24 protein-coding genes and 1 other annotated feature (1 of these 25 only partly in view) are annotated in these 25,214 nt (G+C 53.1%); of the genes, 11 read left to right on the top strand and 13 right to left on the bottom strand.

Annotated features, from left to right (window positions below; all coding sequences use genetic code 11):
- Window positions 1-9 precede the first annotated feature (9 nt).
- The 11 genes from QQZ17_RS13435 to QQZ17_RS26420 all read right to left on the bottom strand — a co-directional run bounded on the left by QQZ17_RS13435 (window position 10) and on the right by QQZ17_RS26420 (window position 9,676).
- On the bottom strand, window positions 10-759 hold the full coding sequence (locus QQZ17_RS13435; RefSeq protein WP_178828375.1) for a 4'-phosphopantetheinyl transferase family protein: 750 nt from the start codon (window positions 757-759) through the stop codon (window positions 10-12).
- A gap of 510 nt (window positions 760-1,269) precedes the next feature.
- Window positions 1,270-2,520: a low affinity tryptophan permease TnaB gene (tnaB, locus tag QQZ17_RS13430; protein WP_152400827.1), complete on the bottom strand. Its 1,251-nt coding sequence runs from the start codon at window positions 2,518-2,520 to the stop codon at window positions 1,270-1,272.
- Window positions 2,521-2,633: 113 nt separating this feature from the next.
- Window positions 2,634-4,049 (bottom strand): tryptophanase, encoded by a 1,416-nt coding sequence (gene tnaA / locus QQZ17_RS13425; protein ID WP_152400824.1) that lies wholly within the window; start codon window positions 4,047-4,049, stop codon window positions 2,634-2,636.
- A 243-nt stretch (window positions 4,050-4,292) separates the two neighbouring features.
- Complete coding sequence (gene tnaC / locus QQZ17_RS26425) at window positions 4,293-4,367, bottom strand: tryptophanase leader peptide (protein ID WP_152406224.1); 75 nt, start codon at window positions 4,365-4,367, stop codon at window positions 4,293-4,295.
- Between the two features lie 150 nt (window positions 4,368-4,517).
- Window positions 4,518-5,447, bottom strand: a complete 930-nt coding sequence (locus tag QQZ17_RS13420) for a DUF7916 family protein (RefSeq protein WP_152400822.1) — start codon at window positions 5,445-5,447, stop codon at window positions 4,518-4,520.
- Between the two features lie 67 nt (window positions 5,448-5,514).
- The gene (gene mnmE, locus QQZ17_RS13415; RefSeq protein WP_152400820.1) at window positions 5,515-6,879 is read right to left on the bottom strand and encodes a tRNA uridine-5-carboxymethylaminomethyl(34) synthesis GTPase MnmE; all 1,365 of its coding nucleotides are present in this window, start codon (window positions 6,877-6,879) and stop codon (window positions 5,515-5,517) included.
- A gap of 101 nt (window positions 6,880-6,980) precedes the next feature.
- Window positions 6,981-8,627, bottom strand: coding sequence for a membrane protein insertase YidC (gene yidC / locus QQZ17_RS13410; RefSeq protein WP_152400817.1), 1,647 nt, complete (start codon window positions 8,625-8,627; stop codon window positions 6,981-6,983).
- A gap of 2 nt (window positions 8,628-8,629) precedes the next feature.
- Complete coding sequence (gene yidD / locus QQZ17_RS13405; protein WP_001307474.1) at window positions 8,630-8,887, bottom strand: membrane protein insertion efficiency factor YidD; 258 nt, start codon at window positions 8,885-8,887, stop codon at window positions 8,630-8,632.
- Window positions 8,851-9,210, bottom strand: a complete 360-nt coding sequence (gene rnpA, locus QQZ17_RS13400) for a ribonuclease P protein component (protein WP_042287256.1) — start codon at window positions 9,208-9,210, stop codon at window positions 8,851-8,853. Before rnpA ends, yidD begins: the two co-directional genes overlap by 37 nt.
- 16 nt (window positions 9,211-9,226) lie before the next feature.
- The gene (gene rpmH, locus QQZ17_RS13395) at window positions 9,227-9,367 is read right to left on the bottom strand and encodes a 50S ribosomal protein L34 (protein WP_000831330.1); all 141 of its coding nucleotides are present in this window, start codon (window positions 9,365-9,367) and stop codon (window positions 9,227-9,229) included.
- A gap of 228 nt (window positions 9,368-9,595) precedes the next feature.
- Window positions 9,596-9,676 carry a hypothetical protein gene (locus QQZ17_RS26420; RefSeq protein WP_419762346.1) on the bottom strand — a complete coding sequence of 27 codons (81 nt, stop codon included), beginning with the start codon at window positions 9,674-9,676 and terminating at the stop codon, window positions 9,596-9,598.
- Window positions 9,677-9,974: 298 nt separating this feature from the next.
- Between QQZ17_RS26420 and dnaA the strand changes: the two genes are divergently transcribed.
- The 10 genes from dnaA to QQZ17_RS13345 all read left to right on the top strand — a co-directional run bounded on the left by dnaA (window position 9,975) and on the right by QQZ17_RS13345 (window position 22,172).
- Window positions 9,975-11,384, top strand: a complete 1,410-nt coding sequence (gene dnaA, locus QQZ17_RS13390) for a chromosomal replication initiator protein DnaA (RefSeq protein ID WP_152400815.1) — start codon at window positions 9,975-9,977, stop codon at window positions 11,382-11,384.
- 4 nt (window positions 11,385-11,388) lie between these two features.
- Window positions 11,389-12,489 carry a DNA polymerase III subunit beta gene (gene dnaN / locus QQZ17_RS13385; RefSeq protein ID WP_152400813.1) on the top strand — a complete coding sequence of 367 codons (1,101 nt, stop codon included), beginning with the start codon at window positions 11,389-11,391 and terminating at the stop codon, window positions 12,487-12,489.
- A 129-nt stretch (window positions 12,490-12,618) separates the two neighbouring features.
- Window positions 12,619-13,692, top strand: coding sequence for a DNA replication/repair protein RecF (recF, locus tag QQZ17_RS13380; RefSeq protein ID WP_152400811.1), 1,074 nt, complete (start codon window positions 12,619-12,621; stop codon window positions 13,690-13,692).
- A gap of 28 nt (window positions 13,693-13,720) precedes the next feature.
- The gene (gene gyrB, locus QQZ17_RS13375) at window positions 13,721-16,135 is read left to right on the top strand and encodes a DNA topoisomerase (ATP-hydrolyzing) subunit B (protein WP_284554137.1); all 2,415 of its coding nucleotides are present in this window, start codon (window positions 13,721-13,723) and stop codon (window positions 16,133-16,135) included.
- A 214-nt stretch (window positions 16,136-16,349) separates the two neighbouring features.
- Window positions 16,350-17,162 carry a sugar-phosphatase gene (yidA, locus tag QQZ17_RS13370; RefSeq protein ID WP_152400806.1) on the top strand — a complete coding sequence of 271 codons (813 nt, stop codon included), beginning with the start codon at window positions 16,350-16,352 and terminating at the stop codon, window positions 17,160-17,162.
- A 248-nt stretch (window positions 17,163-17,410) separates the two neighbouring features.
- Window positions 17,411-18,100: a D-galactonate utilization transcriptional regulator DgoR gene (dgoR, locus tag QQZ17_RS13365; RefSeq protein WP_042323516.1), complete on the top strand. Its 690-nt coding sequence runs from the start codon at window positions 17,411-17,413 to the stop codon at window positions 18,098-18,100.
- Window positions 18,097-18,975, top strand: coding sequence for a 2-dehydro-3-deoxygalactonokinase (locus QQZ17_RS13360; RefSeq protein WP_152400804.1), 879 nt, complete (start codon window positions 18,097-18,099; stop codon window positions 18,973-18,975). Before dgoR ends, QQZ17_RS13360 begins: the two co-directional genes overlap by 4 nt.
- Window positions 18,959-19,576: a 2-dehydro-3-deoxy-6-phosphogalactonate aldolase gene (locus tag QQZ17_RS13355; RefSeq protein WP_152400803.1), complete on the top strand. Its 618-nt coding sequence runs from the start codon at window positions 18,959-18,961 to the stop codon at window positions 19,574-19,576. Before QQZ17_RS13360 ends, QQZ17_RS13355 begins: the two co-directional genes overlap by 17 nt.
- Window positions 19,573-20,721, top strand: coding sequence for a galactonate dehydratase (gene dgoD, locus QQZ17_RS13350; protein WP_152400801.1), 1,149 nt, complete (start codon window positions 19,573-19,575; stop codon window positions 20,719-20,721). Before QQZ17_RS13355 ends, dgoD begins: the two co-directional genes overlap by 4 nt.
- A gap of 113 nt (window positions 20,722-20,834) precedes the next feature.
- Window positions 20,835-22,172 carry an MFS transporter gene (locus QQZ17_RS13345; RefSeq protein ID WP_152400798.1) on the top strand — a complete coding sequence of 446 codons (1,338 nt, stop codon included), beginning with the start codon at window positions 20,835-20,837 and terminating at the stop codon, window positions 22,170-22,172.
- Here the strand turns inward: QQZ17_RS13345 and cbrA are convergent.
- Complete coding sequence (gene cbrA, locus QQZ17_RS13340; RefSeq protein ID WP_152400796.1) at window positions 22,169-23,275, bottom strand: colicin M resistance lipid reductase CbrA; 1,107 nt, start codon at window positions 23,273-23,275, stop codon at window positions 22,169-22,171. The two genes, QQZ17_RS13345 and cbrA, sit on opposite strands and share 4 nt — an antisense overlap.
- 99 nt (window positions 23,276-23,374) lie before the next feature.
- Here cbrA and QQZ17_RS13335 point away from each other — a divergent pair, with 99 nt between their 5' ends.
- A complete protein-coding gene (locus QQZ17_RS13335) occupies window positions 23,375-24,601 on the top strand; it encodes a DUF3748 domain-containing protein (RefSeq protein ID WP_152400794.1) in 1,227 nt (408 codons plus the stop codon).
- Here the strand turns inward: QQZ17_RS13335 and QQZ17_RS13330 are convergent, their stop codons facing one another.
- A complete protein-coding gene (locus QQZ17_RS13330; protein WP_152400793.1) occupies window positions 24,602-24,934 on the bottom strand; it encodes a YceK/YidQ family lipoprotein in 333 nt (110 codons plus the stop codon).
- Between the two features lie 241 nt (window positions 24,935-25,175).
- Window positions 25,176-25,214: a sequence feature (ROSE (Repression Of Heat Shock gene Expression) occurs in the 5'-region of heat shock genes and acts as an RNA thermometer to modulate expression.), on the top strand (it continues 36 nt past the right edge of the window).

The following is a 25,214-nucleotide window of genomic DNA, read 5'->3' as shown; positions in this document are numbered from 1 at the left end:
GTAACTCCATCAGTTATGCGTATAAGACGTCGCAGCAGATAATTGCGCGAATCGCATCAGACGACCCGTTGGCGCATTCGCACGGGTCTGGATATCAGGCAGGCTTTTCCAGCCCTGCTTACCATCAAACTCCCAAAGCTGAAGTTTATCAATGCCTGGTGTAACCGCAACCGACCATACCAGCAGGTCTTCGGCATCACAGATGGCTTCAATCTGGGTAACATGTGCACATTTCAGACGCCCGGCACCCGGTAGTAGCTGCAGCTCGCGCGGATCGTCATTGCGGACGTCCCCCGTCAGTTTCAGGACGCTCTGACGCAAGGTGATCATCTGTGCACGCGCTTCGTCCGGATCGTTTTGCTTGCTGATCCACAGATTTTCAATGCTGGAAAAGGCCGGGACCTCAACGGAATGGGGGCTGATGAATCCTCGGGTAGCGCGCTGGAGTTCCATATCCAGTCCACATTCCCCTTCGGTTGTCAGCGTCACGCCGACCATATTGCCAGCATAGGCGATGGAAAAACTCGGCAAATTTTTATCGCGAAACGCCGGCTTACCTTTGGCTTTGTATACGATTTCCGGTAACTCGAGCGTGCCATACAGCATAAACATCAGCTCGGCGAGAAGGCCTCGGGATGCCAGAAAACGGGTCTGGCGATGTGTTGGCAGTCTTCGTGCTTCATGATGGCAGGATGACGGGAGACGCATAGAAATCAGGTGTCCCTCCGTCAGGATCCCTCTGGCAAAATGGGTCGCCATTTTTCTCTCCATGATTAATGGTCGTTGATAATGACGAGAGTAACATTTACTCGGTTTATAGACAGAGTAAATCGCCAAAAAGTACGACTGAATCAGCCTCCCTTACGCGCATTTACATTTCCTGGTGCATATTGGCTGTTTTTGCGTCAGGACCGGTCGTGATACAGGGCGTTGATGTTCTCTCTTAACCAGATGAATCTCGGGCTATGGCTGCTGCGGTTGTGCCAGAGTGGGGAAAAGGTATCAACCGTTTTTCCAGCACGCGGCATTGAATGGCAGAGGATGGGCGACAAGGGGGGCTTGGTGGAGTTGGTTATGGTGATGACAGTCGTGTGGATCAACTCGTGTTTCGCTAGAGAGGTATCCACAAAGGTGAGGATCACTGACACGTTTCCCCATGGTGAGTGAGAGGTGTCATGCATGGGCGGGCACGTCTCTTTCAAATAGCAATTTCCTGAAAGGACATACCGCCTTGAATGAGGCGGCATGTCAGCCTGGAGATACAGCGAGTTAACTGAATCGGGGTAAGAGGTGGAAGACGTTGCCAAACCAGCAAACAATGACTGCTACGCCGAACAGGATAACGATGGTTGGAATGATGAGGCCGCCCCAGACGGTAAACATTTTATTGGGAAATTTCTTCCGGGCTTTCAGAGCCAGTACCGCAGGGATGATCACCGCCCATATCGTTGCGCACAGCCCTGCACCGCCGATGCCATAGATAAAACCGTTCGGGAAGATTAAGTATAAAAGCGCCGGAGGCAGGAAGGTTAACAAGACGGTTTTAAAACGACCCACTGATGAATTGTCGAATTTGAACAGATCCGCAAGATAGTCAAATAGCCCCAAAGTCACGCCAAAAAAGGAGCTGGCAACGGCCAGGTTTGAAAAAACCAGCAGACAAAATTCGATGATTCCGCTTTGTCTGGTACCGAGGAATGACTTCACTAATGAGTCAACATTACCACCTGAGGCGATGATCTCACTGAAGCTTTCCCGTGAAATGTTACCCATGGTGCAATACAACCAGAATAGATAAATCACCAACGCCAGCAAAGAACCAAAGACAATGCTTTTTATTAATTTATCTTTTCTCTTGCCATAGCAGATGATCAGGCTGGGAATGTTTCCGTGAAAGCCAAATGATGCCAGACATACCGGTAGCGCCATAAAAATATAGGGGAAATAGGAGGCGTCGTTTTGGGCCTGGCCTGCCGTATCCCGCAATATAGAAAAATCGACCTGGAAGAAAAACGATCCAAAAACGATTATAAAAGAGATGATTTTAATTCCCAGGAACAGGGAGGTGATTCGGCTGGCTGCCAGTGAACTGATCCACAGCACGCTGGCGACAAAAATGGCGGTACAGATCCCGACAATTCTGGGGTTAACGCGATATCCCATATTCATTGAGATCGTTTCACTAATGATGGCACCATTTGCAGATATATAGGCGTAAGTGAGAATATAGAGAACAAAGGCGACTGTAAATCCACTCACAATGTTCCATTTATTGCCAATAAGATCTTTGGTGATAGTGTTAAAACTGGATCCGACGGGGTAATTTAAATTTGCCTCTAATAACAAGAGTCCAGAATGCAACATTGAAAACCAGGCGATGATTAAGATAAACGCCCCCCAAAAAAACCATGCACCCGACAAATCAACGGGGAGAGCAAACATCCCCCCGCCAATCACCGTGCCGGCTATAACCATAATTCCCCAAAAGGAGGAATGTTTAGCGTTCGAATTTTCTTCCATGATGCCTCATTAATTATAGTGAGCCTATAACATTTTAATTATGCAACAATGTAAAGGAAGTGGATTTATCGCTGGGGTGGTTATTATCGTATAACCACCCATAATATTTATAATTAAACTTCTTTCAGTTTAGCGGTGAAATGACGTAATACTTTAGGTTCGTAAGTGAAGGTTAGCCCTTTAATGTTCACTGCATTTTCTTTGACATGCTCAAAGGCTTCGATAATGAAGTCCATATGAGATTGGGTATATGTCGCCCTGGGGATAGTTAAACGCAGGAGCTCAGCCGGACAAGGTAGCTGCTTACCAGTTTTAGGATCTCTGCCTAATAAGAATGACCCGATTTCAACGGCCCGAATACCGGCCACTCTATAAAGTTCGCAAGCGAGAGCCTGAGCCGGGAACTGTTCTGCCGGAATGTGCGGCAATAATTTACCCGCATCCACAAATGCCGCATGTCCGCCAGCCTGTTGGCAGGTGACACCAATCGCTTCGAGGCCATCGACCAAATATTGTACCTGTGCGATACGATAGGCCAGCCAGTCCTGATTCATGCCATCAACCAGGCCCACCGCAAGACGCTCCATTGCCCCACCTTCCAGACCACCGTAAGTTGGGAAGCCTTCCTGTACGACGCACAGGGTTCTGCACTCGGTATAAACGTCAAAATAGCGGTCGTCTTTAACGCACAGTAAGCCACCCATCGGCACCATCGCATCTTTTTTCGCGGACATTGCCAGCATATCGGCATATTTGTAGGTTTCGCGGGTAATTTCTTCGATGCTCCAGTCCCTGTATTCTGCTTCGCGTTTCTGGATAAAATAAGCATTCTCGGCAAAACGTGCGGAGTCCATCACCACCGGAATATCATATTTTTTAGCGATATTATACATGGCTTTCAGGTTGGCTAATGAAACAGGTTGCCCACCCGCAGAGTTGCTTGTGATGGTCGCCACAATATACGGTACGTTGTTTGCGCCAACTTCCTGAATGCCGCGCTCTAATCCATCGAGATCAAAATTTCCCTTAAAGTCGTAACGAACGCCGGTATCAAAAGCCTCTTTGATATACACGTTGCGTACGGTGCAGCCGTTGATTTGACTGTGTCCCTGGGTGGTGTCGAAGAAGTAGTTGGAGAATGCCACCATTTTACTTCTGTCTAACCCTTTTTCCTGCTCACGCTTTTTGATTAATACTGGAATATAAATTTGCTCTGCACCGCGGCCCTGATGCGTTGGAATAGTATATTGATAGCCGAAAATGGTTTTCACTGCTTCAGACAGCGCATAATAACTGCGACTGCCGCTGTAAGCTTCATCTCCACGCAACATTGCAGCTTGCATATTCTGTGTCACTGCGCCAGTACCACTATCGGTTAGCAGGTCAATAAAGACATCTTCACTATCCAACAGAAAAGGGTTCATTCCTGATTTAATGATTGCGTTATCCCGATGATCTCTGGTTGTACGTTTTACCGGTTCAATAACACGAATACGGAAGGGTTCTGGTAAATGTTTAAAGTTATCCATGACATAATCCTTTAATTTATTTGACGGTATTGAATCAATACGTCGACATACGGGCATATATATGCCCGGCACAATTCATTCCACATTTATTTCAGCCATGACTGTCTTTTCGTTTTAAAAAACGAACAGGCATACGTGGCGTTGCGATATGCAACCACAATGAGGAATTGAGTTATGTTTGAAATGTGCCAAATGAACAGACTACGAATAGCCTATGCTCTGGCAAAATAAAGGCAGGGAAACTTAAGGGTGGTGATTGACAATTTTATTGTCAACATTAAACCATTTTGAAATGATGTATGAACTTAAGATAATCATGATGAGTTATCCTCTTTAGACACAAGGCTACATTATGGTAATGAAAATATTTGTCTATGAGAGAATAATTTAACTGTGATAAAAATCACAGTTAAATTAAAATCGAATTAATTAAGGATCATTCAATAAAATCCTAATTACAATATTACGTTAACGATTCACCGAACGCGCGATACGCGTATAGGTATGCCTGACGCCACGAATCGCTACGCTATAGGCCAGGATATTTTCTGGCAATGCCATCCCCATATAGCCGGTATCGCCAATATGATGGAGATCTGCCCCCGCCATCTTACTCATCAGGGCTATCTGGCGAATCGTACTGACGTCTGCGCCCTCCTGAGAGGTGCCGATTGCCGTCATTGCCAGCGCACCGTGCGCGTGCGCACACGCGATCAGCGACTCTACCTTTTGCTGGCTCATGCCAGGCACGGTTCCCGGAGCCGGTATGAGCACAATATCTGCGCCTTGCTCCGCAAATGCGGCGACGTCACTTTCGCTGATAATCGCGCTGCCGCTCTCACGCACGATGCCTGCACCGTGCATTTTACCGGTGATGATAATGGCGCGGTCACCCGCGGCTTCGCGGATCGCTTTCACGGCTTTTCCCAGAGAGTGATTGCTGACGCCGTTATTGGGATTTCCCGTCAGTACCAGGATCTTCGCCCCCATCTCGACCAGTTTGCGGGCATTCTCTGCGGTTGCGGCACGGCCTGGCTTCATCTTCCAGATGTCATCATGCGCAATGGCAAACTCAGGATCAACGGCCTCCAGGTTGACGCCAATGATGCGACCGGTCAGGCGCTGCAGTTCATGCAACGTCTGATCCGGTGCAGTACCGGCAGGCATTCCCTGGATCAACGGTGCTTCGCTATCGAACATGTTAATCAGCAGAATGTCCGCCCCCTGCGACGCGGCAAGTTCGGCATTGGTGACGTTATTGAGCAGCGGTTGGGTAATGGCGATAGTTTCACTGACCAGGATGCGGCCTTCACTGGCGCGGATTGCATACAGCAGCGCGGTTTTGTCCATGCACGCGAAATCTGACGCCGTGCAGTCAAGTAAACGTTTATGTTCCATAAAAAGGGATCCTCTTATAAAACGATAACGCCCCGAATTAACCGTCGATTAATTCGGGGCTACGGGATTACTTACCGATACAGAAGCTGGAGAAAATCCGTCCCAGCAGATCGTCGGAGGTAAACTCACCGGTTATCTCACTTAAGCTTTGCTGCGCCAGACGTAGCTCTTCAGCCAGTAGTTCACCCGCCCACGCGCCTAACAGTTGAGCTTTGCCCTGCTGGAGATGCTCAGCGGCTTCTGCCAGCGCCTGCAGGTGACGACGACGGGCCAGGAAACCGCCTTCCATATTGGTATCGAAACCCATGCTCTGTTTGAGATGGTTACGCAGCACGTCCACGCCTTCACCGGTACGTGCCGAAAGGCGAACCAGTGAGTGACCATTCACCTCGCTGATACCCAGCGGCTCGCCGGTGATATCCGCTTTGTTACGTACCACGGTAATCGGCAGTTTTGACGGCAAACGGGCGATGAAGTCCGGCCAGATATCAGTCGGGTCAACGGCATCCGTGGTAGTACCATCCACCATGAACAGTACGCGATCCGCCTGCTCAATTTCCTGCCAGGCACGCTCAATACCGATACGTTCGACTTCGTCGCTGGCCTCTCGCAGACCGGCTGTGTCGATAATGTGCAGTGGCATGCCGTCGATATGGATGTGTTCACGCAGCACGTCGCGCGTGGTACCGGCGATGTCGGTAACAATGGCGGCTTCACGGCCCGCCAGCGCGTTCAGAAGGCTCGATTTTCCGGCATTAGGGCGTCCGGCAATAACCACCTTCATTCCTTCACGCAGTAGGCTCCCCTGACGCGCTTCAGCGCGGACGGCATCGAGGTCGGCAATCACGCCATTCAACTGCGCTTCGATTTTGCCATCGGACAGGAAGTCTATCTCTTCATCCGGAAAGTCGATGGCCGCTTCAACATAGATGCGCAGGTGAGTGAGTGCTTCCACCAGATGGTTAACGCGGGCGGAAAACGCCCCCTGTAACGAGTTCAACGCCGAGCGCGCGGCCTGCTCTGAGCTGGCGTCAATCAGGTCGGCAATTGCCTCCGCCTGGGCTAAGTCGAGCTTATCATTGAGAAACGCGCGTTCAGAGAACTCGCCGGGTCGGGCAATACGCAGACCCGGCAGCGTCAGAATACGTTTTAACAGCAGGTCGAGAATGACCGGCCCGCCGTGTCCCTGCAACTCCAGTACGTCCTCGCCGGTAAACGAGTTAGGGCCGGGAAACCACAGGGCGATCCCCTGGTCCAGCGCAGTACCGTCGGCATCTTTAAACGGCAGATAGTCGGCGTAACGAGGTTTGGGCAGCTTGCCCAGAACGGCTTCGGCTACCTCACGCGCCTTCAGGCCGGAGATACGCAGAATACCAACACCACCGCGTCCCGGTGGGGTTGCCTGGGCGACGATAGTGTCGTTATGGCTCATGATAGTTCTCTTCGTAAATGTAAAAAAGGCGGTCTGATGACCGCCCTTTTTTACTGTTCCTTCCGCCGGGTGGCGCTTCGCTTACCCGGCCTACAACCGAATCAGGATTTTTTCTTCTCGCGGCTATGCAGACCACGTTTTTCCAGACCACGGTAAATCAGCTGCTGCTGAATAATGGTCACCAGGTTGCTGACGATGTAGTACAGCACCAGACCTGACGGGAACCACAGGAAGAACACGGTGAAGATGACCGGCATAAAGGTCATGATCTTCTGCTGCATCGGGTCGGTCACGGTGGTCGGCGACATCTTCTGGATGAAGAACATCGTTACACCCATCAGGATCGGCAGGATGTAGTACGGGTCCTGTGCAGATAAGTCATGGATCCACAAGGCAAACGGCGCATGACGCAGTTCCACGGAGCCCATCAGCATGTAGTACAACGCCAGGAAGATAGGCATCTGGATGATCAGCGGGAAGCAGCCACCCAGTGGGTTAACCTTCTCAGCCTTGTACAGTGCCATCATCTCCTGACTCTGACGCTGTTTGTCATCGCCCAGACGCTCACGCATTGCCTGAATCTTCGGCTGCAGCATACGCATCTTCGCCATGGAGGTGTACTGCGCTTTGGTCAGCGGGTACATGATGCCACGAACGATAAAGGTGATGATGATAATGGAGAAGCCCCAGTTACCGACGAAGCTATGGATCCATTTCAGCAGTTTAAACAGCGGCTGAGAGATGAACCACAACCAACCGTAATCTACGGTCAGATCCAGGTGCGGTGCAACGGCCGCCATTTTATCCTGAATTTCCGGGCCAACCCACAGGGTGCTGGTCATTGCGCCAGACTGGCCTGGCTGAACCAGTACCGGCTGAGATTTATAGCCGATAGCGGCAATGCCGTTGCCCAGGTTCGCGGTGTAGAAGTTGTTGGTACCGTCGTTACGTGGCACCCATGCCGTTGCAAAATACTGTTGCAGCATCGCGACCCAACCGTCTTTCGCATTGACGTTCAGGTTTTCGTTATCCGCGATGGTGTCAAATTTGTATTTTTCATATTTCTCATCTGGCGTGGAGTACGCTGCGCCACGGAAAGTATGCAGTGCGAAGTTGCTGCTTCCGGTGTCACGATGAGACGGCAGATTGATGGATTGCTTCAACTGACCAAAGGTGGCGATCTCCAGCGGTTTCTCGCTGGCGTTCTGCACGCTGTAGTTCACGTTAACCGCATAGTCACCACGTTTGAGGACAAACGTTTTGGTAAAGGTATTACCCGCGGCATCCGTATAGGTCATCGGGATCTGCAGCTCGTTCTGACCATCAGCCAGTACAAAGGCGTCTTTTTCGACGTTGTACAGCGGACGTGGACCGTTAGCCGGGTTATCCGGGCCGTCACGACCTGTCAGACCGCTCTGAGCCTGATAGATAAACTGCGGCGTAGTTTCCAGCAGTTGGAACGGTTCGCTGGAACCGAGTTCTTTCGGGTAAGCTGGCAGCAGGGCCTGTTCCACATCACCACCACGGGTGTTGATGGTCAGATCAAGCACGTCAGTCTTAACCGTAATCAGTTTCCCCTGGCCACTGGCCGGTACGCCCTGGTCGGCGGCGCTACCCGCTGCGGTGGTCGTTGTCTGCGTGGTCTGTTGGGTCTGAGGTTGAGGATTTTTATCCTGCTCCCAGGCTTGCCAGATCATGAAAGACACGAACAGCAAAGCGATGACTAAAAGATTGCGTTGCGAATCCATCGTTAGTGTTCTCTGGTATCAAATGGTCCGGGCGGGACGGGATCGTCACCACCAGGGTGTAAAGGGTGGCATTTTAATACGCGTTTCACCGTCAACCAACTGCCTTTTATCACTCCAAACCTGCGCAATGCCTCAATTCCGTAGCTTGAACACGTTGGAGTGAAACGGCAATGCGGCCCAAGCAGCGGACTGATCAGGCGTTGATAGACCCGGATTAGGGCTATCAGGACCCGCGAGCCAGGCGACAGTGGCGGCGCCATAATTTTTCCAACGCTTCCGAGAGAGCACGGTTATCGAGGTCAGCAACCCCTTTTTTCGCCACCACCACGAAGTCCATTGCTGGCAACTCGTGTTGACGCAGACGAAAGCTTTCACGCGTCAGACGTTTAATCCGATTGCGTTCATGAGCGCGTCGAACGTTTTTCTTGGCGACGGTAAGACCGATACGGGGATGCCCCAGCGAATTCAGGCGGCCGAGGATGGTGATTTGCGGCGTGCCAGCCCGTTGTGGCTGCTGGAAGACGAATGTGAAATGATTGGGAGTTAACAAACGTAACTCCCTGGGAAATGCGAGCTTAACCACTCAGGGGTTAGCTTTATTACTTGGAAACGGTCAGACGAGCGCGGCCTTTAGCACGACGACGTGCCAGAACCTGACGACCATTTTTAGTAGCCATACGAGCACGGAAGCCGTGAGAACGGTTGCGCTTCAGTACAGACGGTTGAAAAGTGCGTTTCATGGCGATTTCTACCTAAACTTGAATAAATTCACTGACTTTTGCGTATACCCGAACGAGTTTCGAACGACTTACGCCACAGTGTGGGTGATTAAAGAGGCCGGATTGTAATAATTGTACACTCCGGAGTCAATTCTCTTTGCTTAAATCCCTGCCTTTTTCCGCACCTTTTCGCGTGAAAATCAGGCAGCGTTGACACCGTGTTACGGGCATCGCGCGACGGGGGAAAGATTATACGGCCTGATGAACAAAGCGCAAGGATCGCTCGGGATCTTTATGAGATCGTTTTAGCAGTATAGCGTCTTTACTCATTAATTTTTCCAATATGCGGGCGAAATCGTGCAGCACTTCTCCAGGATCGTTTACACTTATCCGGTCCTGTGAAGGCCTGTGGATAAATCAGGAAGAATCTGTGAGAAACAGAAGATCTCTTGCTCAGTTTACGCTATGATCCGCGGTCCCGATCGTTTCAAAGGATCCTGATCGGGTTAAAATTGCAGATAGCAATTCGCACGTCACCCTTTGCATAGGGTCTAGTCGATGTGCGTCAACAATCAATGAATGTTTCAGCCTTTGTCATTTATCGACTTTTGTTCGAGTGGAGTCCGCCGTGTCACTTTCGCTTTGGCAGCAGTGTCTTGCCCGATTGCAGGATGAGTTACCAGCCACAGAATTCAGTATGTGGATACGCCCTTTGCAGGCGGAACTGAGCGATAACACGCTGGCTTTGTATGCGCCAAACCGTTTTGTGCTCGATTGGGTAAGAGACAAGTACCTTAACAATATCAATGGGCTGCTGAATAACTTCTGCGGTGCAGATGCTCCGCAGCTGCGTTTTGAGGTCGGGACGAAACCCGTCAGTCAGACGCTGAGGACGCCCGTGCACAACAATGTTTCCGCACCGGCTCAGGTGACGCATCAGGTGCAGCCACAGCGCGCAGCGCCTGTTTCGACGCGTTCGGGCTGGGACAATGTGCCCGCGCCAGCAGAACCGACCTATCGCTCTAACGTCAACGTCAAACACACGTTTGATAATTTCGTTGAAGGTAAATCTAACCAGCTGGCACGCGCTGCGGCGCGTCAGGTGGCGGACAACCCAGGCGGCGCCTATAACCCGCTGTTCCTTTACGGCGGCACCGGTCTGGGTAAAACCCACCTGTTGCACGCGGTGGGAAACGGTATTATGGCGCGCAAGCCCAATGCCAAAGTGGTGTATATGCACTCCGAGCGCTTTGTACAGGACATGGTAAAAGCCCTGCAAAACAACGCGATCGAAGAGTTTAAACGCTATTACCGTTCCGTCGACGCCCTGCTCATCGATGACATCCAGTTCTTTGCCAATAAAGAACGATCCCAGGAAGAGTTTTTCCACACCTTTAACGCCCTTCTCGAAGGCAATCAGCAGATCATTTTGACCTCGGATCGCTATCCAAAAGAGATCAACGGTGTTGAGGATCGTCTGAAATCCCGCTTCGGCTGGGGGCTGACGGTAGCGATCGAACCGCCAGAACTGGAAACCCGTGTGGCGATCCTGATGAAAAAAGCCGACGAGAATGACATTCGTCTGCCGGGGGAAGTGGCCTTCTTTATTGCCAAGCGGCTACGCTCTAACGTGCGTGAGCTGGAAGGGGCGCTGAACCGAGTGATTGCCAACGCTAACTTTACCGGTCGGGCGATTACTATCGACTTCGTTCGCGAAGCGCTGCGCGATCTGCTGGCGTTGCAGGAAAAACTGGTCACTATCGACAATATTCAGAAGACGGTGGCGGAGTATTACAAAATCAAAATTGCGGATTTGCTGTCCAAGCGTCGTTCTCGCTCGGTAGCGCGTCCGCGTCAGATGGCCATGGCACTGGCGAAAGAACTCACTAACCACAGTCTGCCGGAAATTGGCGACGCGTTTGGTGGGCGCGACCACACTACGGTGCTTCATGCCTGCCGTAAGATTGAGCAGTTGCGTGAAGAAAGCCATGATATTAAAGAAGATTTCTCAAACTTAATCAGAACATTATCTTCGTGACGCTATGAAATTTACCGTTGAACGTGAACATTTATTAAAGCCGCTTCAGCAGGTCAGCGGCCCGCTGGGTGGTCGTCCTACACTGCCTATTCTCGGCAACCTGTTGCTGCAGGTAGCTGACGGTGCGCTTTCGCTGACGGGTACCGATCTTGAAATGGAAATGGTGGCCCGCGTTGCGTTGATTCAGCCGCATGAGCCTGGCGCAACCACTGTCCCGGCGCGGAAGTTCTTTGATATCTGCCGTGGCCTGCCGGAAGGCGCAGAAATTGCTGTCCAACTGGAAGGCGATCGCATGCTGGTGCGTTCAGGTCGCAGCCGTTTTTCGCTTTCCACGCTGCCTGCCGCCGACTTCCCGAATCTGGATGACTGGCAGAGTGAGGTAGAATTTACCCTGCCGCAGGCAACGATGAAGCGCCTGATTGAAGCTACCCAGTTCTCTATGGCGCATCAGGACGTACGTTACTACTTAAATGGCATGCTGTTTGAGACCGAAGGCGAAGAGTTGCGTACCGTGGCGACCGATGGTCACCGCCTGGCGGTCTGCTCTATGCCTATCGGCCAATCGCTGCCCAGCCATTCGGTGATCGTGCCGCGTAAAGGTGTGATTGAACTGATGCGTATGCTCGACGGCGGCGATAACCCGCTGCGCGTGCAGATTGGCAGCAACAATATCCGCGCGCACGTTGGCGACTTTATCTTTACTTCTAAGCTGGTGGACGGTCGCTTCCCGGATTACCGTCGCGTTCTGCCGAAAAATCCGGATAAACATCTGGAAGCCGGCTGCGATATCCTCAAGCAGGCTTTTGCCCGCGCGGCGATCCTCTCGAACGAGAAATTCCGCGGCGTGCGTCTGTATGTGAGCGAAAATCAGCTCAAAATCACCGCGAATAACCCGGAGCAGGAAGAAGCCGAAGAGATTCTGGACGTCACCTATCCGGGAACCGAAATGGAGATCGGCTTTAACGTCAGCTACGTGCTGGATGTTCTGAATGCGCTGAAGTGCGAAAACGTGCGCATCATGTTGACCGACTCTGTTTCCAGCGTACAGATTGAAGATGCGGCATCACAAAGCGCGGCTTATGTTGTTATGCCAATGCGCTTGTAGTATTTGAAAGGGGCTGGTTTACTTGCCATTTCATCTCCCGGCAGTGCTCAAAATGCTCACGTACTTCGCGTACGCTCCGCTTTTTGCGCACTGACGGCAGACGCGCCCCTTGAATGATGATGAGCTGATATGTCGCTATCCCGACTTCTAATCAAAGATTTCCGCAATATCGAAAATGCGGATCTCGCGTTATCCCCCGGCTTTAATTTCCTGGTTGGCGCTAACGGCAGCGGTAAAACCAGCGTTCTGGAAGCTATCTATACGCTCGGCCACGGTCGTGCGTTTCGCAGTTTGCAGATTGGTCGCGTCATTCGCCACGAGCAGGAGTCGTTCGTGCTTCACGGGCGGTTGCAGGGCGAAGAGCGGGAAACATCGATTGGGTTAACGAAAGATAAGCTGGGTGACAGCAAAGTGCGCATTGACGGTACCGATGGTCACAAGGTGGCGGAACTGGCGCTATTGATGCCGATGCAACTGATCACCCCCGAGGGGTTTACTTTACTCAACGGCGGCCCCAAATACAGAAGAGCATTCCTCGATTGGGGATGCTTTCACAATGAAGCCGGATTTTTCACCGCCTGGAGCAACCTTAAGCGCTTGCTCAGGCAGCGCAATGCGGCGCTGCGCCAGGTGAGTCGTTACGAGCAACTGCGTCCGTGGGATAAAGAACTGATCCCACTGGCGGAACAAATCAGCACCTGGCGCGCGGAGTACAGCGCCGGTATCGCGCAGGATATGGCGGATACCTGCCAGCAGTTTCTTCCTGAATTTTCTCTCTCCTTCTCTTTCCAGCGCGGCTGGGAGAAAGAGACGGATTATGCCGAGGTGCTGGAACGCGGTTTTGAACGCGACCGCATGTTGACCTACACCGCGCATGGCCCGCATAAAGCGGATTTCCGCATACGCGCCGACGGTGCGCCGGTGGAAGATACCTTATCGCGTGGGCAGTTAAAGCTGCTAATGTGCGCCTTACGTCTGGCGCAAGGGGAGTTCCTCACCCGTGAGAGCGGGCGACGGTGTCTCTACCTGATAGATGATTTTGCCTCTGAACTTGATGATGCGCGTCGTGGACTGCTGGCCAGTCGATTAAAAGCGACACAATCTCAGGTCTTTGTCAGCGCAATCAGTGCTGAACACGTTCTGGACATGTCGGACAAAAATTCGAAGATGTTCACCGTGGAAAAGGGTAAAATAACGGATTAACCCAAGTTTAAATGAGCGAGAAACGTTGATGTCGAATTCTTATGACTCCCCCAGTATCAAAGTCCTGAAAGGACTGGATGCGGTGCGTAAGCGCCCGGGTATGTATATCGGCGATACGGATGACGGCACCGGTTTGCACCACATGGTATTCGAGGTGGTAGATAACGCTATCGACGAAGCGCTCGCGGGTCACTGTAAAGATATTATTGTCACCATCCATGCCGACAACTCTGTCTCCGTACAGGATGATGGACGCGGTATCCCGACCGGTATTCACCCGGAAGAGGGCGTATCGGCGGCGGAAGTGATCATGACCGTTCTGCACGCAGGCGGTAAATTCGACGATAACTCCTATAAAGTGTCCGGCGGTCTGCACGGTGTGGGTGTCTCCGTAGTGAACGCCCTGTCGCAGAAACTGGAACTGGTTATCCAGCGCGATAACAAAATCCACCGTCAGATCTACGAGCACGGCGTCCCGCAGGCACCGCTTGCTGTGACCGGCGATACCGATAAAACCGGTACGATGGTGCGTTTCTGGCCGAGCTATGAAACCTTTACTAACGTCATTGAGTTCGAATACGAGATTCTGGCGAAGCGTCTGCGCGAGCTGTCGTTCCTGAACTCTGGCGTCTCCATTCGCCTGAAAGACAAGCGCGATGGTAAAGAAGACCATTTCCATTATGAAGGCGGCATCAAGGCGTTCGTTGAGTATCTGAACAAGAACAAAACGCCGATCCACCCGAATATCTTCTATTTCTCCACCGAAAAAGACGGCATCGGCGTGGAAGTCGCGCTGCAGTGGAACGACGGTTTCCAGGAAAACATCTACTGCTTTACCAACAACATTCCTCAGCGTGACGGCGGTACGCACCTTGCTGGCTTCCGTGCGGCGATGACCCGTACCCTGAACGCCTACATGGACAAAGAAGGCTACAGCAAAAAGGCGAAAGTCAGCGCCACCGGTGATGACGCCCGTGAAGGTCTGATTGCCGTGGTGTCTGTGAAGGTACCGGATCCGAAATTCTCCTCCCAGACCAAAGATAAGCTGGTCTCCTCTGAGGTGAAAACGGCGGTAGAACAGCAGATGAACGAACTGCTGAGCGAATACCTGCTGGAAAATCCGTCTGACGCCAAAATCGTGGTCGGCAAAATTATCGATGCGGCCCGTGCCCGTGAAGCGGCTCGTCGCGCGCGTGAAATGACGCGTCGTAAAGGGGCTCTGGATCTGGCGGGTCTGCCGGGCAAGCTGGCGGACTGTCAGGAACGCGACCCGGCGCTGTCTGAATTGTACCTTGTGGAAGGGGACTCCGCGGGCGGCTCTGCAAAACAGGGGCGTAACCGTAAGAACCAGGCGATTCTGCCGCTGAAGGGTAAAATCCTCAACGTAGAGAAAGCGCGCTTCGACAAGATGCTCTCTTCCCAGGAAGTGGCGACGCTTATCACCGCGCTCGGTTGTGGTATTGGTCGTGACGAGTACAACCCGGATAAATTGCGCTATCACAGCATCATCATCATGACCGATGCGGACGTCGATGGCTCGCACATCCGTACGCTGCTGTTGACTTTCTTCTATCGTCAGATGCCGGAAATTGTGGAACGCGGCCACGTGTACATTGCCCAGCCACCGCTGTACAAGGTGAAAAAAGGCAAACAGGAACAGTACATTAAAGACGATGAAGCGATGGACCAGTACCAGATCTCCATCGCGCTGGATGGCGCAACGCTGCACATCAACGCCAGCGCGCCGGCACTGTCTGGCGAAGCGTTAGAAAAACTGGTTTCTGAGTACAATACTACGCAGAAAATGATTGGTCGTATGGAGCGTCGCTTCCCGAAAGCGCTGCTGAAAGAGCTGGTTTATCAGCCGACGCTGACCGAAGCCAACCTGGCTGACGAGCAGACAGTGACCCGTTGGGTGAACACACTGATTACTGAGCTGAACGAGAAAGAACAGCACGGTAGCCAGTGGAAGTTCGATATCCAGCACAATACGGAACAGAATCTGTTTGAACCGATCGTTCGCGTGCGTACCCATGGTGTGGACACCGATTACGCGCTGGATCATGAGTTTGTGACTGGTGCTGAATACCGTCGTATTTGCACACTCGGCGAGAAACTGCGTGGCCTGATCGAAGACGACGCGTTTATTGAACGTGGCGAACGTCGTCAACCGGTTACCAGCTTCGAGCAGGCGCTGGACTGGCTGGTGAAAGAGTCACGTCGCGGCCTTGCGATCCAGCGTTATAAAGGTCTGGGCGAGATGAACCCGGATCAGCTGTGGGAAACCACCATGGATCCGGAAAGTCGTCGTATGCTGCGCGTTACCGTGAAGGATGCGATTGCTGCCGACCAGCTGTTCACCACGTTGATGGGCGACGCCGTTGAACCGCGTCGTGCCTTCATCGAAGAGAACGCCCTGAAAGCGGCAAATATCGATATTTAATCCATGCCTGTAGGCCGGATAAGGCGGTTTTACGCCGCCATCCGGCAAGATTCTGCGTTATGCCTGATGGCGCGTTGCTTATCAGGCCGACAATCGATCGTCAAAAGGGGAATCCTGATTCCCCTTCCTATCCCCCTTTATCCCCGACTCTTTTACTGTTTTTTGAGCGGAATCGCGTTAGCATGAGTCAGGACTCATTTAATGCGGGGAATTCATGGCTATCAAACTCATTGCTATCGATATGGATGGCACTCTTCTGCTGCCCGATCACACCATTTCACCCGCGGTTAAACGTGCGATTGCCGCCGCCCGTGAAAAAGGGGTCAACGTGGTGCTGACCACCGGTCGTCCGTATGCTGGCGTGCACAGCTATCTGAAAGAACTGCATATGGAGCAGCCCGGCGATTACTGTATCACCTACAACGGTGCGCTGGTGCAGAAGGCTGGCGATGGCAGTACCGTTGCGCAAACTGCGCTGAGCTATGACGACTACCGCTACCTGGAAAAACTCTCCCGCGAGGTGGGTTCGCACTTTCACGCGCTGGATCGTACCACGCTGTATACTGCGAACCGCGATATCAGCTACTACACCGTGCATGAATCCTATGTCGCGACCATTCCTCTGGTGTTCTGTGAAGCGGAGAAGATGGATCCGCAAACGCAGTTCCTGAAAGTGATGATGATTGATGAACCCGCGATCCTCGATCGGGCCATCGCCCGTATTCCGGCGGAAGTGAAAGAGAAGTATACCGTGCTGAAAAGTGCGCCGTACTTCCTCGAAATCCTCGACAAACGCGTCAATAAAGGCACTGGTGTGAAATCGCTGGCGGATGCGCTGGGTATCAAACCGGAGGAGATTATGGCGATTGGCGATCAGGAAAACGACATTGCGATGATCGAGTACGCTGGTCTTGGTGTGGCTATGGATAATGCCATTCCCTCGGTGAAAGAGGTTGCCAACTTTGTCACTAAATCGAATCTGGAAGATGGCGTCGCGTATGCCATTGAGCAGCACGTCCTGAAGTAATTCCTCCCGGTTGATTTGCCATAACCCGCGTTGATCGCGGGTTTTTTTATCCTCGTCGTTTACTCCTCATAACATTTTTATTACCGATTGTCGTTTTTGTGATCTAAATTGTAGTACAACACATTTGTGTTGTACTACATTGTGCGCAAAGGAATGGCGAATGACATCACGTTAGTACTACAAAATTGAGGCGAATTTCAGCGATAACGGTAAAGTAGAGGGGATCTTCCAGAGCACAAGGACTCTCCATGACTCTCAATAAAACCGATCGCATTGTCATCACGCTGGGCAAACAGATTGTCAGCGGCAAGTACGTACCGGGTGCGGCGCTCCCTGCGGAAGCGGAGCTGTGTGAGGAGTTTGAAACCTCACGCAACATCATTCGCGAAGTGTTTCGCTCGTTGATGGCGAAGCGGCTGATAGAAATGAAACGTTATCGCGGTGCCTTTGTAACACCGCGGAATCAGTGGAATTACCTCGATACCGACGTACTGCAATGGGTACTGGAAAACGACTACGACCCGCGGTTAATCAGCGCGATGAGCGAAGTCCGAAACCTGGTGGAACCAGCCATTGCTCGCTGGGCAGCGGAACGTGCGACCTCGAGTGATTTGGCTGAAATTGAATCGGCGCTCAATGACATGATCGCCAACAACCAGGACCGGGAGGCCTTTAATGAAGCGGATATCCGCTATCACGAGGCGGTATTGCAGTCGGTGCATAACCCGGTTTTACAACAGCTGAGCGTGGCGATCACCTCGCTTCAGCGAGCAGTATTTGAACGGACCTGGATGGGCGATGAAGCCAACATGCCAAAAACGCTCCAGGAACATAAGGCGCTATTCGATGCGATACGGCACCAGGATAGCAATGCGGCAGAGCAGGCGGCCCTGACCATGATCGCCAGCTCGACACGAAGGTTGAAGGAAATCACATGACATCTCGCTACATCGCTATTGACTGGGGATCGACCAATTTGCGCGCCTGGCTTTATCAGGGCGACAAATGCCTGGAAAGCAGGCATTCAGAAGCGGGCGTTACGCGTCTGAACGGCAGGTCCCCCGAAGCGGTGTTAGCAGATGTCACACAGCACTGGCGCGACAGCGCCACACCGGTGGTGATGGCAGGGATGGTGGGTAGCAACGTCGGCTGGAAGATTGCCCCGTATCTGCCGGTTCCTGCTCATTTCTCTGCCATTGGTGAGCAATTAACCGCCGTTAGCGACAATGTCTGGATCATTCCCGGCTTGTGTGTCTCACGCGATGATAACCACAATGTGATGCGCGGTGAAGAGACACAGCTTCTCGGCGCGCGCACGCTTTCTCCTTCTTCTGTCTATGTGATGCCCGGAACGCACTGTAAATGGGTGCAGGCTGATGCGCAGCAAATCCATGATTTTCGCACCGTAATGACCGGCGAATTACACCATTTGCTGTTGCAACACTCGCTGGTGGGTGCCGGTTTACCGGAGCAGCAGGCTTCTTCTGCCGCATTTACTGCTGGACTTGATCGTGGGATCCGCGCCGCTGCCGTTTTGCCGCAACTTTTTGAGGTCCGCGCCTCTCACGTGCTGGGCCATCTCCCGCGCGAGCAGGTCAGCGAATTTCTCTCCGGCCTGTTGATTGGCGCAGAAGTCGCCAGCATGAGTGAACAATTCGCCGGGTCGCAGTCCATTACTCTCGTCGCAGGTGCAGCGCTGACGTCCCGCTACCAGCAGGCGTTCCACGCCATTGGGCGTAACGTCTGTGCTGTGTCCGGCGATACGGCATTTCAGGCAGGTATAAGGAGCATCGCTCATGCAGTGGCAAACTAATCTCCCTCTCATCGCGATTTTGCGCGGTATAACCCCCGAGGAGGCACTCGCACACGTTGGCGCGGTGATCGACGCTGGATTTGACGCGGTGGAAATTCCGCTCAACTCGCCGCAGTGGGAAAAAAGCATTCCGGCGGTCGTCGACGCGTATGGCGATAAAGCGCTGATTGGCGCAGGTACGGTCTTAAAGCCAGAGCAGGTTGATAGGCTCGCCAAAATGGGTTGCAAACTGATCGTTACGCCGAACATTCAGCCGGAAGTCATTCGTCGTGCCGTGAGTTACGGCATGACCGTCTGTCCCGGCTGCGCGACGGCCTCGGAGGCCTTTACCGCGCTGGACGCCGGCGCGCAGGCGCTGAAAATTTTCCCGTCATCGGCCTTTGGTCCGGACTACATCAAAGCGCTGAAAGCGGTATTGCCCGCCAGTGCTCCGGTCTTCGCCGTGGGCGGCGTGACGCCAGAAAACCTGGCGCAGTGGATAAACGCCGGGTGTGTGGGCGCGGGGTTGGGCAGCGATCTGTATCGTGCCGGACAGTCCGTAGCGCGTACCGCACAGCAGGCGGCGGCATTTGTTAAGGCATATCGAGAGGTAGTGAAATGAAAATAACCAAACTCACCACGTACCGTTTACCTCCGCGTTGGATGTTCCTGAAAATTGAAACCGACGAAGGCGTCGTCGGCTGGGGCGAGCCGGTGATTGAAGGCCGCGCGCGTACCGTTGAAGCGGCGGTACATGAACTGGGTGATTACCTGATTGGTCAGGACCCGGCGCGTATTAACGATTTGTGGCAGGTGATGTACCGCGCAGGCTTCTATCGCGGTGGTCCGATTATGATGAGCGCCATCGCCGGTATCGACCAGGCGCTGTGGGACATCAAAGGTAAAGTGCTGAATGCTCCGGTCTGGCAGTTGATGGGCGGCCTGGTGCGCGACAAAATCAAAGCCTACAGCTGGGTTGGCGGCGATCGTCCTGCGGAAGTGATCGACGGCATTAAGCAGCTGCGCAATATCGGCTTTGACACCTTTAAGCTCAACGGCTGCGAAGAGATGGGGGTGATTGATAACTCGCGGGCGGTCGATCGTGCGGTGAATACCGTGGCGCAAATCCGTGAGGCTTTTGGCAACGAGATTGAGTTTGGTCTGGATTTCCACGGCCGCGTCAGCGCGCCAATGGCGAAAGTGCTGATTAAAGAGCTGGAGCCCTATCGCCCGCTGTTTATTGAAGAGCCGGTACTGGCGGAACAGGCGGAGTACTACCCGAAACTGGCCGAGCAGACCCATATTCCGATCGCCGCGGGTGAACGCATGTTTTCGCGCTTCGAGTTTAAACGGGTGCTGGAAGCGGGCGGGCTGGCGATTTTGCAGCCGGACCTGTCACATGCTGGCGGTATCACGGAATGCTACAAAATTGCCGCGATGGCGGAAGCCTATGACGTGGCGCTGGCTCCGCACTGCCCGCTGGGTCCTATCGCGCTGGCAGCCTGTCTGCACGTCGACTTTGTTTCGCGCAACGCGGTGTTCCAGGAACAAAGCATGGGCATTCACTATAACAAGGGCGCGGAGCTGCTCGACTTTGTGAAAAACAAAGACGATTTCAACATGGAAGGCGGGTTCTTTAAACCGTTGATGAAGCCGGGACTTGGCGTGGATATTGATGAGGCCAAAGTCATTGAGCTGAGTAAAAATGCGCCGGACTGGCGTAATCCGCTGTGGCGTCATGAAGACGGCAGTGTAGCGGAGTGGTAATTCGCCGGATGGCGCTACGCTGATCCGGCCTACCCCCTGTAGGCCCGGTAAGCGCAGCGCCACCGGGCATTAAATTCAACAATAAAAAACACACCCTCTGTAAATGACAGGGCATGGTGAGCGGCTTCGCTATGCCCAAAATCTGGAGACAGATTGCGATGGATATTCCAGTTACTGCTGCAAAAACAGGGCGTCGCCGTTACCTGACGCTGGTTATGATCTTTATTACCGTGGTCATCTGTTATGTCGACCGCGCCAACCTTGCGGTGGCGTCGGCGCATATTCAGGAAGAGTTTGGCATTACGAAAGCAGAAATGGGCTACGTGTTCTCAGCCTTTGCCTGGCTGTATACGCTATGCCAGATCCCGGGGGGCTGGTTCCTTGACCGCGTCGGCTCCCGTCTGACCTATTTTATCGCGATCTTCGGCTGGTCGGTGGCAACCCTCTTCCAGGGGTTCGCTACCGGGTTGATGTCGTTGATTGGTCTGCGTGCAATTACCGGGATATTCGAGGCCCCGGCATTTCCAACGAACAACCGCATGGTGACGAGCTGGTTCCCGGAACAGGAACGCGCTTCCGCCGTGGGTTTTTATACTTCAGGACAGTTTGTCGGCCTGGCGTTCCTGACACCGCTGCTGATCTGGATTCAGGAGATGCTGAGCTGGCACTGGGTGTTCATTGTCACCGGAGGGATCGGCATTATCTGGTCACTTGTCTGGTTTAAGGTGTATCAGCCGCCTCGTCTGACCAAAAGTATCACCAAAGCGGAACTGGACTATATTCGTGACGGCGGCGGCCTGGTGGATGGCGATGCGCCCGTTAAGAAAGAGGCGCGTCAGCCGCTGACCAAAGCAGACTGGAAGCTGGTGTTTCACCGTAAGCTGGTGGGCGTTTATCTGGGCCAGTTTGCCGTCACCTCTACGTTATGGTTCTTCCTGACGTGGTTCCCAAACTACCTGACGCAGGAAAAAGGCATTACCGCGCTGAAGGCGGGCTTTATGACCACCGTTCCGTTCCTGGCGGCATTCTTTGGCGTGCTGCTTTCCGGATGGCTGGCGGATAAATTGGTGAAAAAAGGCCTCTCCCTTGGCGTGGCGCGTAAAACGCCGATTATCTGCGGCCTGTTAATCTCTACCTGCATTATGGGCGCAAATTACACCAACGATCCGGTGTGGATTATGACCCTGATGGCGATAGCGTTCTTCGGCAACGGGTTTGCCTCCATCACCTGGTCGCTGGTCTCTTCGCTGGCGCCAATGCGCCTCATTGGTCTGACCGGAGGCGTGTTCAACTTTGTTGGCGGACTGGGGGGGATTACCGTTCCGCTGGTGATTGGCTACCTTGCGCAAGACTACGGATTTGGCCCTGCACTGGTCTATATCTCTGTCGTTGCTCTGATTGGCGCACTCTCTTACATCCTGTTGGTGGGGGATGTAAAACGCGTGGGTTAATACTCCTTTGCCAGCCCACCAGACGTTGCGGTGGGCTGGTCATCCTGACTGAGCGGGATATGCGCGATACCGCTTCGCATAATCGCGTTTCGCAATATGGGCGCAGTTAAACAGCGACTCTTCAGGATCTTGCCATATAGCTTGCAGCGCAGTTTGCGAGTGGCTTTCCGGTAAGCGCGGTTCATCTCCGGCGCATCTTTTATCAGTACGGACTTGAGGATCTCCGCGCTATCCAGGGCGTAGCTTATCCCTTCCAGTGAACTGGCGCTGATAAATCCGGCCGCCTCGCCAATCAGAAACGCGTTTTCTTCGCCGCAGACGAAATCCGCCCAGCGCGACGGAAAGAGCACGGTACATTTCTCGCTTTTTACCGGTGTGCCGAAGCGGAATTGAAACGCAGTCATTCTCTCTTTCAGCGCTTCGAAGCGCGCCTGGCCATCCTTCATGGGATACGCGCCGCCAAAAATGAAATAACCGTCTTTACTGATACTCCAGGAGTAACAGTCCGTCGCGGCGTTATCGAAAATGCAGGCGTAAAACGGGACCGGATGACGTTCCGCGAACCACTGCTGGATGGCGACATATTTACGAATCTGATGGTCCGGATAAAGATAACGACGTACCAGAGAATTTGCCCCGTCGGCACCCACCAGATAACGGGCGGTAATCTGCTGCTCCCAACCGTCGGCACGAAAAATCACGTGCCACTTCCCCTCTTCTCGCCAGATTTTTCGACACAGGCTGTCGTGGTACACCTGTACCTCATCCGGGATCAGTGATTTCATCCATAAATCAAAGGCATGACGGTTGATATTGATGTAGCTGCGCTGGTAATTGCGCGTCAACGATGCGTCGGCATCCACCGTTTTAACGCTGAAAATCTGCGGGTTAGCAATGACGTCCACCGGTAGCGTGATCCCATCGCGAATAAACGAACGCTGCGCGTCCGGTGCCAGTAAACCGCCGCAGGGCTTGGTGAACCCCTCGTTGCCGCACTGCCGTTTTTTATCCAGCGCAAGCACGCGCATCCTGCCGCTCAATTTACGTGCCAGCGCTGCGCCGGCCGGGCCGAGACCGATAATCGCTACGTCGAAATGTTCCATCTCTTTGTCCGCAAAAATGAAGATGGCACTACGCTAAAGCCTGAAAGTGAAGTCCTTGTGAAGTATGATTGATGAAATTGTTCTCGACCCGAGCATCTCATGAAGCAAATCACCTTTACGCCGCGTAATCATCAGCTTACCAATACCCGGACCTGGACGCCGGACAGCCACTGGCTGGTTTTTGACGTCCGTCCGTCAGGGGCTTCTTTCACCGGCGAAACCATTGAACGGGTGAATGTTCATACCGGTGAGCTGGAGGTGATTTATCGCGCGACGCTGGGGGCGCACGTCGGCGTGGTAACCGTGCATCCGCAGACCGAGAAATATGTATTTATTCATGGGCCTGAAAACCCGGACGCGACGTGGCAATACGACTTTCATCATCGTCGCGGCGTGATTGCCGAACAGGGAGAAGTGACAAATCTGGACGCGATGGATATCACTTCGCCCTACACGCCGGGTGCACTGCGCGGCGGCAGTCATGTTCACGTTTTCAGCCCGAATGGCGAGTTCGTCAGCTTTACCTACAACGACCATGTGATGCATGAACGCGATCTGGCGCTGGATTTACGTAACGTTGGCGTCGCAGTGCCTTATGGACCGGTAACGGTATCGGCGCAGCACCCAAGAGAGTACAGCGGCAGTCACTGGTGCGTGCTGGTCAGCCAGACGACGCCCGAACCCACGCCTGGCAGCGATGAGATCTCTCGCGCCTATGAAGAGGGCTGGGTGGGGAATCATGCGCTGGCGTTTATCGGCGACACGCTGTCTGAAAACGGCGAGAAAGTGCCTGAACTGTTTCTGGTAGAACTCCCGCAGGATGAGGCGGGCTGGAAAACGCCCGGAGTGACTCCCCTGGAAGGCACCGACGCAACCCTGCCCTCTCCGCCGCGCGGGGTTGTCCAGCGTCGACTGACGTTTACCCATGCACGCCGCTTCCCCGGGCTGACGACTGTCCCGCGCCACTGGGTGCGCTGTAATCCGCAGGCGACGGAGATTGCGTTTCTGATGCGCGATGACGTGGGTATTGTGCAACTGTGGTTGATTTCGACTCAGGGCGGTGAACCCCGCCAGTTGACCCATCACGCTACGGGTATTCAGTCCGCGTTCAACTGGCATCCGACAGGGAAATGGCTGGGATTTGTGCTGGATAATCGCATTGCCTGCTGCGATGCGCACACTGGAGACATTACGTTTTCAACGCAGAACCACGGTACCCCGCCCTCAGCGGATGCCGTGGTTTTCTCGCCTGATGGTCGATTTGTCGCGTGGATGGAAGAGGTAGACGGTTTCCGTCAGTTGTGGATGACAGAAACCGGGCGGTAATCAGGGGGCGGGCATTTTCGCAGGAGGGATTACGGAGTTGGTTATCTGTGTTCTCTCCTCGCTTCTTTCGACACGCGATCTGACCGAATTATCTTTACGGAACAGATCCCACGGCAACAGGAGTGTGTCCATTACTGCAGTAAAGGGCATGTCCAGTATGGCCAGCGATTTAGTACCCCAATTGGTATCGTCATCCCCTATCATAGCGGCGCTGGCGCGGGTGCCAGGATAAGTTCCCTCTTTACCACCGGTATGTGACATTACGCTGGAGCAACCACTCAGTAAAACCATCCCACTGCACATCATCAGCGTTAACAACACATTTCTTATCATGATTTATTCATCTGTTGATCATCGGTGTTTGCCTGATGAGTTATAGCGATCCCTTGCCAGAAATAACATCCTCATCACGTCGCACTGTGGCGGCTATCGCACTTTAACCTTTAGTGCTCTCCCACCCAGTCTATGCAATAGACAGCAAACTGCAAAAAAAGTCCGCCAGGGATGCTTGAAAAGTTCGCAATCAGACCCATTTTGATGGTGTAGACAAATGAAGAACACGCCTGATGGGTGTTCTGACTACCCGGCCTGTCCATGATGGAAGGTCAATGAC

Origin of the sequence: Citrobacter sp. T1.2D-1, from assembly GCF_950098555.1 — a bacterium.
Classification (GTDB): domain Bacteria; phylum Pseudomonadota; class Gammaproteobacteria; order Enterobacterales; family Enterobacteriaceae; genus Citrobacter_A; species Citrobacter_A telavivensis.
Note: the sequence above shows the minus strand (reverse complement) of the source record. Positions and strands in the feature narration are given on the sequence as shown.

Coding starts and splice junctions, on each gene's coding strand:
- yidA (WP_152400806.1), top strand. CDS start 16,350: ATGGCTATCAAACTCATTGCTATCGATATGGATGGCACTCTTCTGCTG.
- QQZ17_RS13335 (WP_152400794.1), top strand. CDS start 23,375: ATGAAGCAAATCACCTTTACGCCGCGTAATCATCAGCTTACCAATACC.
- QQZ17_RS13330 (WP_152400793.1), bottom strand. CDS start 24,934: ATGATAAGAAATGTGTTGTTAACGCTGATGATGTGCAGTGGGATGGTT.
- tnaA (WP_152400824.1), bottom strand. CDS start 4,049: ATGGATAACTTTAAACATTTACCAGAACCCTTCCGTATTCGTGTTATT.
- dnaN (WP_152400813.1), top strand. CDS start 11,389: ATGAAATTTACCGTTGAACGTGAACATTTATTAAAGCCGCTTCAGCAG.
- dgoR (WP_042323516.1), top strand. CDS start 17,411: ATGACTCTCAATAAAACCGATCGCATTGTCATCACGCTGGGCAAACAG.
- yidD (WP_001307474.1), bottom strand. CDS start 8,887: ATGGCGCCGCCACTGTCGCCTGGCTCGCGGGTCCTGATAGCCCTAATC.
- gyrB (WP_284554137.1), top strand. CDS start 13,721: ATGTCGAATTCTTATGACTCCCCCAGTATCAAAGTCCTGAAAGGACTG.
- QQZ17_RS13345 (WP_152400798.1), top strand. CDS start 20,835: ATGGTGAGCGGCTTCGCTATGCCCAAAATCTGGAGACAGATTGCGATG.
- QQZ17_RS13360 (WP_152400804.1), top strand. CDS start 18,097: ATGACATCTCGCTACATCGCTATTGACTGGGGATCGACCAATTTGCGC.
- cbrA (WP_152400796.1), bottom strand. CDS start 23,275: ATGGAACATTTCGACGTAGCGATTATCGGTCTCGGCCCGGCCGGCGCA.
- QQZ17_RS13420 (WP_152400822.1), bottom strand. CDS start 5,447: ATGGAACATAAACGTTTACTTGACTGCACGGCGTCAGATTTCGCGTGC.
- recF (WP_152400811.1), top strand. CDS start 12,619: ATGTCGCTATCCCGACTTCTAATCAAAGATTTCCGCAATATCGAAAAT.
- rpmH (WP_000831330.1), bottom strand. CDS start 9,367: ATGAAACGCACTTTTCAACCGTCTGTACTGAAGCGCAACCGTTCTCAC.
- QQZ17_RS13435 (WP_178828375.1), bottom strand. CDS start 759: ATGGCGACCCATTTTGCCAGAGGGATCCTGACGGAGGGACACCTGATT.
- yidC (WP_152400817.1), bottom strand. CDS start 8,627: ATGGATTCGCAACGCAATCTTTTAGTCATCGCTTTGCTGTTCGTGTCT.
- QQZ17_RS13355 (WP_152400803.1), top strand. CDS start 18,959: ATGCAGTGGCAAACTAATCTCCCTCTCATCGCGATTTTGCGCGGTATA.
- dgoD (WP_152400801.1), top strand. CDS start 19,573: ATGAAAATAACCAAACTCACCACGTACCGTTTACCTCCGCGTTGGATG.
- mnmE (WP_152400820.1), bottom strand. CDS start 6,879: ATGAGCCATAACGACACTATCGTCGCCCAGGCAACCCCACCGGGACGC.
- tnaB (WP_152400827.1), bottom strand. CDS start 2,520: ATGGAAGAAAATTCGAACGCTAAACATTCCTCCTTTTGGGGAATTATG.
- QQZ17_RS26420 (WP_419762346.1), bottom strand. CDS start 9,676: ATGAGTAAAGACGCTATACTGCTAAAACGATCTCATAAAGATCCCGAG.